Annotated in this window: 12 protein-coding genes; 6 read left to right on the forward strand and 6 right to left on the reverse strand. The window is 52.7% G+C overall.

What is annotated here, in order from left to right:
- Window positions 1-354 precede the first annotated feature (354 nt).
- The 3 genes from HZS80_RS07940 to HZS80_RS07950 form a co-directional block, all read right to left on the reverse strand.
- Entirely contained in the window at window positions 355-1,374 is a 1,020-nt protein-coding gene (locus tag HZS80_RS07940; RefSeq protein WP_179915724.1) for a patatin-like phospholipase family protein, read from the reverse strand.
- A gap of 159 nt (window positions 1,375-1,533) precedes the next feature.
- Complete coding sequence (locus HZS80_RS07945) at window positions 1,534-2,661, reverse strand: CZB domain-containing protein (protein WP_179915725.1); 1,128 nt, start codon at window positions 2,659-2,661, stop codon at window positions 1,534-1,536.
- Between the two features lie 282 nt (window positions 2,662-2,943).
- On the reverse strand, window positions 2,944-3,663 hold the full coding sequence (locus HZS80_RS07950; protein WP_035559253.1) for a murein L,D-transpeptidase catalytic domain family protein: 720 nt from the start codon (window positions 3,661-3,663) through the stop codon (window positions 2,944-2,946).
- A 106-nt stretch (window positions 3,664-3,769) separates the two neighbouring features.
- On the opposite strand from HZS80_RS07950, the gene HZS80_RS07955 reads away from it, so the two are divergent.
- Entirely contained in the window at window positions 3,770-5,410 is a 1,641-nt protein-coding gene (locus HZS80_RS07955) for a L,D-transpeptidase family protein (RefSeq protein ID WP_179915726.1), read from the forward strand.
- Window positions 5,411-5,497: 87 nt separating this feature from the next.
- Here HZS80_RS07955 and HZS80_RS07960 read toward each other — a convergent pair whose 3' ends face one another.
- The gene (locus tag HZS80_RS07960; protein ID WP_179915727.1) at window positions 5,498-7,225 is read right to left on the reverse strand and encodes a peptidoglycan DD-metalloendopeptidase family protein; all 1,728 of its coding nucleotides are present in this window, start codon (window positions 7,223-7,225) and stop codon (window positions 5,498-5,500) included.
- A gap of 437 nt (window positions 7,226-7,662) precedes the next feature.
- Here HZS80_RS07960 and HZS80_RS07965 point away from each other — a divergent pair, with 437 nt between their 5' ends.
- Both HZS80_RS07965 and HZS80_RS07970 read left to right on the forward strand, forming a co-directional pair.
- Window positions 7,663-8,586, forward strand: a complete 924-nt coding sequence (locus HZS80_RS07965) for a LysR family transcriptional regulator (RefSeq protein WP_035559260.1) — start codon at window positions 7,663-7,665, stop codon at window positions 8,584-8,586.
- Window positions 8,587-8,678: 92 nt separating this feature from the next.
- Entirely contained in the window at window positions 8,679-9,671 is a 993-nt protein-coding gene (locus HZS80_RS07970) for a glutathione S-transferase family protein (RefSeq protein ID WP_179915728.1), read from the forward strand.
- 93 nt (window positions 9,672-9,764) lie between these two features.
- On the opposite strand, the gene HZS80_RS07975 is transcribed toward HZS80_RS07970, so the two are convergent.
- The gene (locus HZS80_RS07975; protein WP_179915729.1) at window positions 9,765-10,247 is read right to left on the reverse strand and encodes a PRC-barrel domain-containing protein; all 483 of its coding nucleotides are present in this window, start codon (window positions 10,245-10,247) and stop codon (window positions 9,765-9,767) included.
- A 103-nt stretch (window positions 10,248-10,350) separates the two neighbouring features.
- Window positions 10,351-10,548 (reverse strand): CsbD family protein, encoded by a 198-nt coding sequence (locus HZS80_RS07980; RefSeq protein ID WP_008957698.1) that lies wholly within the window; start codon window positions 10,546-10,548, stop codon window positions 10,351-10,353.
- 252 nt (window positions 10,549-10,800) lie between these two features.
- On the opposite strand from HZS80_RS07980, the gene HZS80_RS07985 reads away from it, so the two are divergent.
- The 3 genes from HZS80_RS07985 (at window position 10,801) to nfi (ending at window position 13,622) form a co-directional block, all read left to right on the forward strand.
- Complete coding sequence (locus tag HZS80_RS07985) at window positions 10,801-10,989, forward strand: hypothetical protein (protein ID WP_035559269.1); 189 nt, start codon at window positions 10,801-10,803, stop codon at window positions 10,987-10,989.
- A 90-nt stretch (window positions 10,990-11,079) separates the two neighbouring features.
- Complete coding sequence (locus tag HZS80_RS07990) at window positions 11,080-12,795, forward strand: DEAD/DEAH box helicase (protein ID WP_179915730.1); 1,716 nt, start codon at window positions 11,080-11,082, stop codon at window positions 12,793-12,795.
- A gap of 143 nt (window positions 12,796-12,938) precedes the next feature.
- Window positions 12,939-13,622 carry a deoxyribonuclease V gene (nfi, locus tag HZS80_RS07995; RefSeq protein ID WP_179915731.1) on the forward strand — a complete coding sequence of 228 codons (684 nt, stop codon included), beginning with the start codon at window positions 12,939-12,941 and terminating at the stop codon, window positions 13,620-13,622.

Consider the following 13,622-nt stretch of genomic DNA (forward strand, 5'->3'; position numbering starts at 1 on the left):
ATAAAACGAGTTGATCACTACGCTAAACGCGAAAATTAGCGTTTAGCGCCAGCAATTGACGAGAACATGCCTTCTCCATTGAAGGTCAGGCTCGACGCACTCGTACCCAGTTGGGCCTGGTCCACGCCTACCACCACTGCTGAAAATATGCAGGTAGTTTGCCAGTTGAATATTTGTTGTTAAAAATCATGATCTTAATTTGTTTTGGTTGTTTTTTTAGCACATGAGTAAATTGAATATGCTGCATGAGTGGGCATGCAGTTCTTTTTTTGCGGCATCTTGGTGCTTAAAAGGGCCTCGGTCGCGCGGGTAAATATCGGCGCTCTTCGCTTAGCCCGTTATTCATGTAGGCCGCTATTCATGTAAATAGACAGCGTCTACATCGAGCGTAGAGTATTCGCCAATGGCATCGAAATGTTCACCTAGCCAGCGTTCGGCGGCGTCCTGGCCCTGTTCAAAAAGATGGCATAGAAAAGGCCACTCGGAATTGGATTTACTCGACACAGAGAGTCCTTCAAGCGCCAGCTCACCGCTGATACGGTGAAAAAGCGCCTGCTGGTAGCAATTTTCAATTCCCTGCTCATCAAGCGCATTTTTAAGCAGCGCGATCATGCGAATCTCTTTAATCAGTGCTGAATTAAACGTGATCTCGTTGAGACGGTTCATAATAGCTGACGCAGAGGTGGGTACATCATTGCGGCTAATGGGGTTGATTTGAATCAGCAGAATATCCCGTGCGCTGCACTCTTCCATGAGTGGGAACAGTGCCGGATTGCCCATATAGCCGCCATCCCAATACGCTTCGCCGTCGATCTCTACGGCTTGGAAGATAAACGGCAAGCAGGCGGAGGCCATCACGGCGTCCACACTCATCTCTTCTCGGCGAAACACGCGCTGCTTTCCTGTGCGCACGTTGGTAGCCGCTACAAACAGCTTTAGCTGTTCGCATTTTCGGACCCGTTCAAAATCAATATGCTCAGCCACGATATCGCGTAACGGGTTAATGTTGAGCGGATTGAGCTGATAGGGCGAGGCCACGCGGCTTAACAGATCCATAGCAATAAAACCGGGTGAGTGATCCAGGCTCCAATTGCCGGTCAATATATCCAGGGGCGTACGACGGATTGGGCTTGTCATACCCGCTCGACTGACGGCTTTCCAAAAGTCGTACAGCGCCTGGCGAGCCGTCTCTTTATCACCGCGTGTTAATGCATCGGCCATGACGACACCGTTCATCGCCCCGGCGCTGGTACCGCTGATCCCTTCAATTTCAATGCGTTCATCCGCTAATAGGCGATCAATCACGCCCCAGGTATACGCCCCGTGAGCGCCACCACCTTGTAATGCGAGGTCTAGCTTTTTGACCTGTGCCATATGCTTTTTCCATTGCGACTGGTGAGAAGAGTTGTTGCAGTGAAATCAGCATGGCATAGGCAACTAAAGAAGATGAAGGGCTATTTAGCAGAAAGCTCGGGGTACTCAAGGTGCTGGCTCAGTGAGAGTTATGTTTCAGCAATGGAATGCGCGTTATGTTCAGGGGGCCCCTGCTAACGGTGAGTGATGACTGGTTGAGTAGGGCGCCTCAAATATGGCGTGTTCCATAAGATTGTCCAGCTGTAGGGCTAACTGTTGGCTGGCTTCTTCCATGACGCCTAAAGCAGCTAATTGACCATTGCGGTCGCCTAGACGGGCAAACTTCAGCGCTTCAGCACCACTTTCATGCATGCGTCTGTGCGGTGCTGTTAATGCTCGATAAGCCTCCGTGCGGGCATAGCGTTGGTAGCCCTCACCTTGCTGTTGCCAGCGCCCTAGGCGGCATTGATGATGATCTTCTAGTAGTGTGTCGGTGTTGGCAGATAATAACTGCTTATAGAGGCGACATTTCCATACTGCATGGTCAAGCTTGGCAGAGTGTAAAAACGCAGCGGTAGCACTGTGATGTATCACCTTGTGCATATGCTGAGTTTGATCCGTTAACCGATGCAATGCGTGCTTAGCTGTCTGTGCCTTTTGGGCCGTGTCTTCGTCGGCTTGGCGTTTTTTCACCACTGCTTGCGAGTGCGTTCTTACCTGGCTATTGACTTGCTCCATTAGCAGGCTGAGCTGATGGCTTAGTTGCTGCATATTAAGCGCTAAGCGATGAACGTCGTCTGCAATGGCGGCTATTCCCGGTGACTGCTGGCTAGCGGAACCAGCACTCCCAAGACCTTGGCGATGGGCCGTTTCGAGTGCTGTGCTAACCGCTAATGCTTGCGCGTGACCCGCATTGCGAGCAAGCGCTACTTGCAGTTGGCTCAGGGCGTGTAGGGTTTTAGCTAATACTAACGGCGAGGCGGGGAGCGCTTCGGCATATTCAGGATCGTGACAACGCTGATCAAGGGTGTCGATGGCATGCTCGGCAGCGGCAATCAGGCTAAACGTCTCCGTTAGGGTGGCGCGTTCCCCGGCAAGCTGGTCGGCATACTCTTGAAGGCCGTTATTGAGCGAGGCTAGCATATCCGCCCCTCTCGCTTGCAGCATGCCGATGGATTGCGACGGTTTCATTAGGCTTAACAGACGACTGCTGGGCGAGAGGGTGGCGGCGTCGAGCTGAGTGCGTAAGTCGGCGACCTCCTGTTCCAGGCGGCGAATTTTTTGAAAAGGATGCATAAAGGTGAACATGGCAGAGACACCTATGGCAGGTAGCAATATTTTGTGTTGATTTGTCACAAATTATTGCAGAGGGTTCCCCCATACGCTTGGTTTAGCTGCTTTAAATGATGAAATTCAGCTGCCCATGGCCTGCGAGAATGAGATTTTTAACGTCCTCTTTATTAAGAGTCTGAAGAGCGAAGAGGCTAGATAGCTAAAAGACTGGGTAGCTAAAAGCCAGGATAGCTAAAAGATAGAATAGCTCAACGTCGGAATAGCTCAACGTCGGAATAGCTAAGCGTTTGGATAGCATCAGCGACGGGCAAGTTGAGCGGCGGCTGTGCAGCCTAGAAACGCTGAGGTGGCAAGCCACTCGGCATCAGGATAATAAGCAAATACATATTGGTCTTCTTTCAGGCTATCAATCAGTGGGTAAGTAACGTCTTCACGTACTGCGGGGCAACCATGGCTACGGCCTAATCTCCCCGTTTGGGTAATGAACGCATCGCTCACATAGTCAGCACCGTGGATCACAATGGCGCGCTCGAATGCTAGGTCGTTGACGTTAGGTTCAAGGCCTTCCAGACGCAGCGAATAGCCGTTGCGGCCGTAATAGCTATTCATGGTACGAAATAGGCCAATGCTGGATTGGTGGCTATCAGGCGTGTTGGAAAATGTCTCGGCCTGGGCATCGCCAGACCCTTGTCCATGAGAAACCAGCTCCTCAAAGAGCAATTCATGCTGACGTAAATCAAATACCCATAGGCGTGGTTCGGTAGACGGCAGCGAGTAGTCAATGACTGCAAGGCGCTCGGCAGTGGGATCGGCACAATTGAGTGCCTGAGCGGCCAAACGCAATGCCTCGGGCGTTGCCTGGGGGGCGAGTTGCAATAACTGGTGATGTAAAGGCAGTACGCCGCGTGGTGGTGTAGATTCAACTTGGGCAAAGAAACTGGCGGCGTGTAGCGGTAATGTAAATAATGTAAAAGGTAGAGAAAATAATAACGTGGCAACATTTAAACGAAGAGCCATAAAAGTCGATCCTACCTGCAATATCAGTCATTATGAAAATTAGCCGACTAATATAAAAAAACAGAGTCGGCGATGTGGAAGATTATAGTAACGCAAGGAGAGGGTGATGAACGAGAGACAGCCACTAAGACGATGGGCGATAGGGAGCGCTCTGTGTCTAACGCTTACCTACGGCCCTTTAGGCATCAGCCCTGTATATGCGGATTCAGCCTCAGATTCATTGCAGCAGGCGATAGCTCAACAATTAAGCTCCGCAGACGCGCGACAACTTCCTATTACTGAGTTTTATCAACTAAGTGATGGTCAGCCCGTGTGGCAGGCAGCGGCTGCAGTTGAGTCACTGGTCGAGGCGCTAAACAGTTTGGAAAACGATGGCTTGGTGCCGACAGATTATAACGCTGATACGTTGCTTGGTGAGTTTCAGCGTAGTCAGTCGGGTGATGATGCCGCACAGGCCTCGTTTGATATCAAAGCCACTCACTCGCTGTTGCTGGCGCTCGATCATTTAGAGCGCGGTAAGGTGAATCCGCGAGACGTAGAGCCACAGTGGGACGCGCCGCGACCAGAAAGCGACTACTCGCTGCTACGTGTTGTACATGCCGTTGAAGATCGTGCGCTGGATAATGCCACCGCGCTGGCCAGGCCTTCGTCAGGTGAATATCAGCAATTGCGTGACACCCTAAAGCAACATTACCAGTTGGCAAACCTGGGCAGCGCACCCTACTTAGCCGCCAGGGAGGAGTCACTTCGGCCGGGGGATGAAGCCGACGATGTTATTGTGCTGCGCCAGCGTTTGGCACTCTGGGGTGAAACGGATTTGATGGTGGCTGATAGCAGGGCTTATCCGCTAATTGATGTGCAAGCAGCGTCTAATCAGCGCGTGTTTGATGCGCCACTTGAATCCGCTGTGAAGCGTTTTCAGCGCCGCCATTTACTACAGGAAGATGGTGTGGTGGGTGAACAGACCCGGCTGGCGTTAAATACGCCGGTGTCGGCGCGAATCGACCAACTGCGGGTCAATTTAGAACGCGCGCGGTGGATCCGCCCGATGCAGTCTGCCGAGCCGCGAGTGTGGGTCGATATAGCCGGTTACCGAATGCACTATGTACGCCCTAACGGCGAGCACTGGGATGCCCGAGTGGTCGTCGGCTCGCCGCGTCGTGAAACGCCGATCATCCACTCTACTATCAGCCATTTAACGATTAATCCATCCTGGACCATCCCGCCGACAATCATGCGTGAGGATGTACTGCCTCGCGTGCGGGCGGATATCAATTACTTGGCGCGCCAAAATATTCGAGTGATTAGTCCTTCCGGCGAGCCGATGGTGGCAGAAGAGATCGATTGGCAGCGCCCTGGCGGCGTGATGCTGCGCCAAGTGGCAGGCTCGGGTAACCCGCTTGGTCGTGTCGTGATACGGTTTCCTAACAATGACATGATCTATTTGCACGACACCCCCGCCCGAGGGCTATTTCAGCGTAACCAGCGCGCACTCAGTTCAGGCTGTGTGCGGGTAGAGGGTGTGGCTGAGCTGGCGCAAATGCTGCTGCAAGATACCGGCAGTCGTTACCAAATGAGTTCGCTGTTAAATGGGGGGAGTGATCGTAATGTGAGCTTATCCCAGCGTATACCCATTGCACTGCATTATTTAACCGCATGGCCGAATGCGGAAGGTGAAGTGGAGTTTAGGCCTGATATCTACCGCCGTGATGCAGCGCTACTGGCCGCGCTGCAGCGGCCAGTTTAGATAGGTGAAAAATAGCGTAAGTCAATGCAAAACACCGCCTAGTGGCGGTGTTTTGCATTTGAGTATCCGGTGGCTATGAAGCGGTCGCTAGTCGTCGCTTTCCTGCTGATAATTAGCCACGCTAACCGGCCCTGTTTCGCCGCTTTCCAGTGTGGCTAATATTGGCGCTGCTTGGTTCTGAAACGCAATAAGCGTGTCGCCGCTCAAACTGGTGTTCTCGGGTAGGGGGACGGTCATCGCATTCACCGGTGAGTTGTTAACGATGACTTCATAGTGCAGGTGTGGGCCGGTGCTACGGCCTGTGTTGCCAGACAGTGCAATACGCTCGCCCATGGTCACGCGTTCACCTTGCTTCACCAACGGCCGGGAGAGGTGCAGGTAGCGCGTCCTGTAGCCATTGTCATGACGGACGACAATATAGCGTCCTGCGGCGTGATGGTTGCTGACGCGCTCAACAACACCATTGGCGGGAGCCGTTACCGGCGTGCCAATGGGCATAGCAAAGTCGGTTCCGTTATGGGGGCTAATGCGGCCAGTCACCGGGTGTTTCCGGCGTGGATTGAAGCCCGAGCTTAACCGATAGCTGCCTTCAAACGGGTGGCGGGCAAAGGCGGGATCCAAACTTCCGCCCCCAGGCGTATAGAAGTTATCGTCGTTGGCATTGCGCACTACGGTTAAGTCCATGCGTTCGCCGTCGTATTGCACCGCGAGTACGCGAGAATCAAGCGTTTCCCCATCGATCATGTCTGACTCGACTAGAACCTGGAAGCGATCACCGCGGCGGCTGTCACGCCGAAAATCGAGTTTCTTTTCGAGCAGCTTTGTTAGTTCCGTTACCGAGCCGCTGTTCAGGCCTGTTGCCTGGGCGGAGCGTGCAAAACTACCGCTGACGCTACCGGCATAAAGGCGTTGAACAGGTTCACCTTGCCGCTCAATAGTGGTGATAGCGAAGTGGTTTGCATCACGCTCCAATAAAATACCGTCACGGGTATTTTTCATCATGCGTAAGGAAAGTAAACGCCCATCTTCGTCTAGCTGGTAATCAAAGCTGTGTCCGGCGCGCCAGTTGGTTAGCATGCGTTGGTCGGGCAAATCCTCAAGCAGGGCCAACACTTCGCTGTACCCAAGGCCTAATTCATTTTGTGCCAGCAAAGCGAACGTTTCGCCAGATTCGACGATATGCGTTTCCCACTCAGGAACAAACGGCTCTTCAGCTGCCAGTTCTAAATCCAGAAATGAGATGTCACCAAATAGCTCAACACCGTAATCCTCATAAGAAGTGGCATCGGCAATTTCAACTGATGAAGCGTCGTCTGCATCCAGCATACCGCTGGAGAGGGTGCCCAGCACAATCGCCATATGCAATGCGCCGTCATCAAGCCCTGCGCTACTTAGCGTTGCGATATCAAGAGCAGGCGCATCCAGGGCTGCGGCATTAAGTACCGTTACTTCGTCGCCCAAGGCGGCTTGTCCGGCCATATCTGCTTGTGCACTGGAGATAACGTTCATATCGAGATCAACGATCTCGGTGGCGGTTAATTCGCTGAGAGGAATATTGTCGCGGGTGGCGTCGAGGGCGCGTGAAGCGCGATCGATCGCATCTGCTACCGGCGTGCGTTCTTGACGCAGGGAAGGAACCCCCGGAGCAGAATCGCTAGGAAGCGGAACCAGCACGCTTTCAAGCGGTGTGTGTGATTGATTTAGATCTTGGTATGTCGTCAGTAACTTCTGTGTGCCCAGCACAGTGACCATAGTGGCCACAGGTAACAGTAATAATTTGTGCGTGCGGGGCAGCGAATAAAGGATTCGCAACATGGGTAAATGGACCGCCGAGTTCGTGATTAAAAGCAACAGTTAAGCGCATAAACCCAGGAACCATACCCCATGAGGGCAAGGGTGAATAGACTGTATGTCTATACATAAAATTTAATTAAAAAGAATTATGGCAACAATAGACAAAGATTACTATTTATAAACACCGTTTGCTAACAAATGTAACTGAAAAAGCAGGCTAACTACATACTCTGTACCAATCATAGACGAAAACTGATTTTTCTAAAGCATAAATATAGCAAGTGTCTAATATTTATATAGCATCCGAGTGTTCAAACTTTTCAATACCCATTACTTATAGAGGAGTAACAGGCTTTTTATACACATAGGCGGCATTGATGACTGTTTCCTGGCATTCTAGTCATGTTTTTTCGAATAATAAGCGCATTGTTCCGCTGTATTGCGTTGAGGAAATCGAAATGTCCCGGGTAACACTTTCACAATGGCAAATGTTGGCTGCCGTGGTTGACCATGGTGGCTTCGCGCGAGCGGCAGAAGCCGTACATAAAAGCCCTTCTACGCTCAACCATGCCGTGCATAAATTAGAAGAGCAGCTAGGCGTTCAGGTGCTGGAACCCATTGGCCGCCAAGTACGCTTAACTGAAGCGGGTGAGCTGTTGCTTCGTCGTGCGCGCCAGTTAATCGAAAGCGCAGCCTCGCTTGAAGATGTGGCTACCAGGCTAGCCGCCGGCTTAGAAGCAGAAATAGTGGTGGCCATTGATCAGGTATTTCCAACGGGTGCTCAAGCCAAGGCGCTCGAGCGCTTTTCTGAAACGTATCCTCAGGTGCGTGTTCAGTTGCACGAAAGTGTGCTCAATGGGGGCATTGAAATGCTCTATGATGGCCGCGCAGACTTGGTGGTCTCCGGCATTGAGGCGCAAGGTTTTTTGGGCGAGCCGCTGGTAACGGTTCGCTTTGTGGCGGTTGCGCATCCTCAACATGCCCTGCATCAGTTGGGCCGCTCGTTGGATCTGCGAGACCTCGCTCAACACCGCCAGTTGGTTGTACGCGACTCAGCGCTGCGTCAATCAACCAACGCGGGCTGGTTAAAAGCAGAGCAGCGATGGACCGTTACTCATCTCAATACATCGCTTGATATGCTGCGGCGTGGATTGGGATTTGCTTGGATGCCAGAAACACGTATTGGTGAGGAGTTAAAAAACGGCCAATTAAAGGTATTGCCGTTACCTGCAGGCGGTATTCGTGAAGTGCCGATTCAGTTGATTTTCCGCGACCGAGACCGGGCAGGGCCTGCGGCTCATGCGATGGCCGCTGCATTAAAACAGGCAGTAATTAGCGAGTGTGCCCAGCATGATTCGATTCACTCGAACGAAAAGGCGTAAAACATCCGCTTGAGCATCCTTGAGGCGGGGGTATGCTGAAAAAAGCGTAAGGCATCTAGCCAAGCACCCGAAAGACTTTCAGGAGACGCCCAATGGGACTGCTCGTTAATGGTAAATGGCAATACCAGTGGTATGACACAAAAAAGCACGGCGGCGAGTTTGTGCGTGAATCCGCCCAACTACGCGACTGGGTGGGCGCCGAGCCCGAAACAGATGGCGACCGTTATCCTGCAGAAAAAGATCGCTACCATTTATATGTATCGCTTGCGTGCCCTTGGGCGCATCGAACACTGATCATGCGCAAACTGAAAGGGTTGGAGCCGCTGATAGGCACCTCCCATGTCAGCCCACTAATGCTCGACCAAGGCTGGACCTACCACCAGGGTGAAGGCGCTAGTGGTGACCCGATTAACGATGTGGACTTCCATCATCAGCTTTACACCAAAACCGATCCGCACTATACCGGCCGCGTCACGGTGCCTGTGCTATGGGACAAGCAGCGTAGTGCCATTGTGAATAATGAGTCTGCCGATCTGATGCGTATGTTTAATCATGCGTTTGATGAACTGACCGGCAACGACTTGGATCTTTACCCGGAAGACCTACGCAGCGTGATTGATGACGTTAACGCTGATGTTTATGACCACATTAATAATGGGGTTTATAAATCGGGCTTTGCTACCGAGCAGGCGGTATACGAAAAACACGTGAAAGCGCTCTTTGACGCTTTGGAACGTATGGAGGCGCGTTTAGCTGAGAAGCGATACTTGGCAGGTGAATGGTTGACCGAAGCCGATATTCGTCTGTTTACCACGTTGATACGTTTCGATGCAGTTTATTACGGCCATTTCAAATGCAATTTTAAGCGTATTGAAGACTATCCCAATCTTTCCAATTACGTGAGAGAAATCTATCAGTGGCCCGGTGTGGCGGAGACCGTCAATATGGATCATATCAAACGCCACTACTATTATAGCCACGACACGATTAACCCGACGCGGATTGTGCCAGCAGGCCCGCTGCTTGATTTTGAGCGTGCTCATGACCGTGAGCGTTTGCCGGGGCAGGGCGTACGACGCAAATAGGCCACCACAAACAATTAGCATCAAAAAGGGCCGCCTATTTAGGCGGCCCTTTAAACTTCGCTCTTCAGTCAATCTAACGATAGCTTCTAACCATTACTCGTCAGCATTTACTGCTTCACGGGTACGCTGCCAAGCACTTTCAGCACCTTCTTGGGTTGTTTGCCAAGCATCACGGGCATTGGCTTTGGTTTGCTCCCACCAATCGTTGTCATAAGCGGGGAAGGCTTCGACTTCTTCCTGGCTGGCTTCGACCATAATGCGGTGCTCAGTGTCACCGTCATCTTCCGTATCAGTTTCGAGAGTGAAGTAATCAGTGCCTACAACAATCTCGCGGCCACCTAGGCCAAGCACTGAGCCACTTTCGATCACGATCGCATTAATACGCATCTCTTCATCAAACAAGATGTCATCTACATCACCAATTTCTTCACCGGAACCGCCGGCAAAGTAGACCTCTGCATCAAGGATGTCATCGGCAGAGTACATGCCTTGCGGCTCATTTGACGCATGAGCGCCGATAGCAAAACTTCCTAGTAGGGCAGTGCCAATCGCTGTTGTGAGGATTGTCTTACGCATAGCATCTCTCCATGTGGCTACGATAAATGATCAATAAAAAATGTTTACTGAAAACTTTCCTGTAAATACAGGTACTGCAAATACAGGTTTTGCAAATATAGATTTACTGCTTATCAGCCCAGTCGTCTGCCTGACGCTCTGCTTCTTCACGCTCAAGGCCATATTTTTGCTGAAGCTTGCCGACTAACTGGTCTTTCTTACCGCCAATCTGATCCAGTTCATCATCGGTAAACTCACCCCAGCTAGAGCGAGCCTTGCCCTTCATTTCTGTCCATTTGCCTTCAATCTGATCCCAGTTCATTGCATCGCTCCTTGAGGGTAGTGAACTTGATTAGGTACTTTCTAGGTTAGACCATATCTGCATGAGCGCAAGTCCATGATTCAGTATGGTGTAAGTTAAAAGTGCTGGTCAGAAGCAAAATGCGATGTTAGGATGCGCGCTCCTCGCATGTGCTGACCCCTCCATCACGACGGTGAGCGTTTACTTGCATAGTTATTAATGAGTAGTGATTAATAGTTATCAGCAGTATCGCTTGCGGGAACATCTCGCCAATTGCTAGATGTTCATTGCTGTGTAGATGGCGCGCCTCCAGTATTTCACCACACGGGTGAAATCGGCGCAGAAGGTCGCCACAACGGTTGGCCCGCGAATGCGGTGTTTGCCAACCGGATGCTAGGTGCGACCGGCGTCTCCGACTCCATTGATGGCTATGACCGCTACGGCGGTGCCTGTTTTCGATAACGACTACATGCATGTCGTTATGCGCTAACAGAGTCAGGGACGCTTATGATGTTTTTTGCCGGTACTTACCGGCCTACCAAGGTGTGATTAATGACCTCGACTTCTGTCGCCTCGCCGAGCTTCGGCGACCTGGCTCTTTTGCCTGCTGTTCTTTCTGCTGTTGAATCACAGGGCTATTTAGTTCCCTCGCCGATTCAAGCGCAAACCATCCCTGCGCTGCTTGAAGGCCGCGATATGCTGGGCCAAGCACAAACCGGCACCGGCAAAACTGCAGCGTTTGCATTACCGTTACTGTCACGTTTAGAACTGACTCGCCGCGAGCCGCAAGTGTTGGTAATGGCGCCAACGCGCGAATTGGCTCAGCAAGTAGCTGCCTCGTTTAGTAAGTATGGTCAAAACCTGAAAGGTCTCGAAGTGGCGACCCTATGTGGTGGCCAAGAGTACCGTGAACAGCTGGGCGCCCTTAAGCGTGGCGCGCAAGTGGTTGTCGGTACTCCAGGCCGGATTATCGACCACCTGGATCGCGGTAGCCTGAAGCTTGATGGCCTGTCCGCTCTAGTGCTGGACGAAGCTGATGAAATGCTGCGCATGGGCTTTATCGACGACGTAAAACGCGTGGTTGCCGATACCCCGAAAGATGCTCAGCGTGTGTTCTTCTCGGCCACGCTGCCGGCTGAAATTGAACGCATCGTTAACCGCTATTTGGTTAACCCGGTAAAAGTGGCGATCGAGTCAGGTACCACTACCGGCGAAAACATCGAACAGCGCATTGTACGTGTTGATGGTGGCGCTAAGCTTGAAGCCGTTGCGCGTATTCTTGAAGTCGAGCCGGTCGATGGCGCTATCGTCTTTGTGCGTACCCGTGCCGCTTGTACCACGCTAGTTGAGCAGCTGACTGCCCGTGGTGTTAACGCCGCTGGCCTGTCCGGTGATCTGGACCAGAGCCTGCGTGAGCGTACCATTACGCGCTTGAAGCGTGGCAAAGTCGACGTACTGATCGCCACCGACGTAGCCGCCCGTGGTCTTGACGTATCGCGTATTACGCACGTTATTAACTACGATCTGCCGCAAGATGCAGAAGCCTACACGCACCGTATTGGCCGTACGGGCCGTGCGGGTCGTAGCGGTATCGCGATTACCTTTGCTGGCTTCCGTGAAGCGCGCAAAGTGGGTTGGATGGAGCAGGCAACCGGCCAGAAAATGACCGAAATGCCGCTGCCTGACGAAGCCGCTATTCGCGCTCATCGCGATGAAGTCTTCCATGAGCGCGTGATTGCCTCCTTGACGAAAGGCGCCGAAGAGCAGCGTGCTCTGATTGAGCGTCTGATCGAAGAAGGCCATGACCCGATCGAGCTAACTTGTGCGTTTGCCGCGATGGCGCGTGCTGATGAGCCGCCAATTGGTCGCCTACAGGCACCGCGTAAAGAGAAGCCCTCGCGTGATGGCGCTCCTGCCGGTAAGCCGGGTGCCCGTCGTGAACGCACTGGCGCGCCGACCGAAGGTATGACGCGCTACCGCGTCTCCGTAGGTCATAAAGATGGCGTGAAGCCGGGTCAGTTAGTTGGCGCTCTTGCCAACGAAGGCGGCATTGAAGGCGCGCGTATCGGTCGTATCGATATCCGCAACGCGTTCTCTGTAGTCGAACTGCCGAGCGGCTTGCCCGCAACGATTCTGACCAAGATGGCACGTGCCCGTGTGGCCGGTCGTCCGTTGGAAATCAGCGAAGACAGCGCCCCGGCTGAGCGCGCTCCGCGCCGCCGTCGTGACGAAGGCGATGCGCCGGTTCGTCGTCGCGAACGCGCTTAAGCCTTCGACGTAAGGATTAATCAGCTGCCGCCAAGCGGCCACTGAGAAAATCTCAAACGCCCCCGCTCCTTTACTGGTGCGGGGGCGTTTTTTTGCTACCTTACTCTTCATTCATTGGATTGTTTATTGTCAGGGAGGATGACATGTCTGCACCGCTACACGAATGGAATTTAGCACCTAAGGAAGCGAGGGCGTTACAGACACAGTTGGCGAAGGGGTTAGAAATATCCGACCGCTTGGCCTCTGTGAAGCATATCGCGGGAGTGGATATCGGTTTTGAAGATGGCGGCGAAACAACCCGGGCAGCCGTAGTGTTGCTGGAGTGGGACCCTGCTACCGCGCCCAGTTTAAACGTGGTGGAACAAGTGGTTCATCGTGAGCCCACCCGCATGCCGTATATTCCTGGCCTGCTCTCGTTTCGTGAAATTCCGGCGGCGCTGGGGGCGTTTGAAAAGCTCAGCGTATTACCTGAACTGGTCATGGTCGACGGGCAGGGAATTGCCCATCCACGGCGCTTAGGGGTGGCGGCGCATTTAGGGCTGTGGCTGGATTTACCCACTATTGGGATTGCCAAATCACGCCTATATGGCAAACACGCTGAGGTGGGCGAGCAGCGCGGAGACTGGGTGCCGCTTTACGCGGGGCAAGAAACTATTGGGGCCGTGCTGCGCTCTCGTGCCAAGGTAAAACCGGTGTATGTGTCACCAGGGCATCGCATCACCCTGGAAACGTCGCTTGCCTGGGTGATGCGCTGTTTAGGGCGTACCAAACTGCCTGAACCTACACGGCTTGCCGATCGCTTAGCGTCGAGGCGAGATCAGCGTTAA

This window comes from Vreelandella glaciei (assembly GCF_013415125.1).
Classification (GTDB): domain Bacteria; phylum Pseudomonadota; class Gammaproteobacteria; order Pseudomonadales; family Halomonadaceae; genus Vreelandella; species Vreelandella glaciei.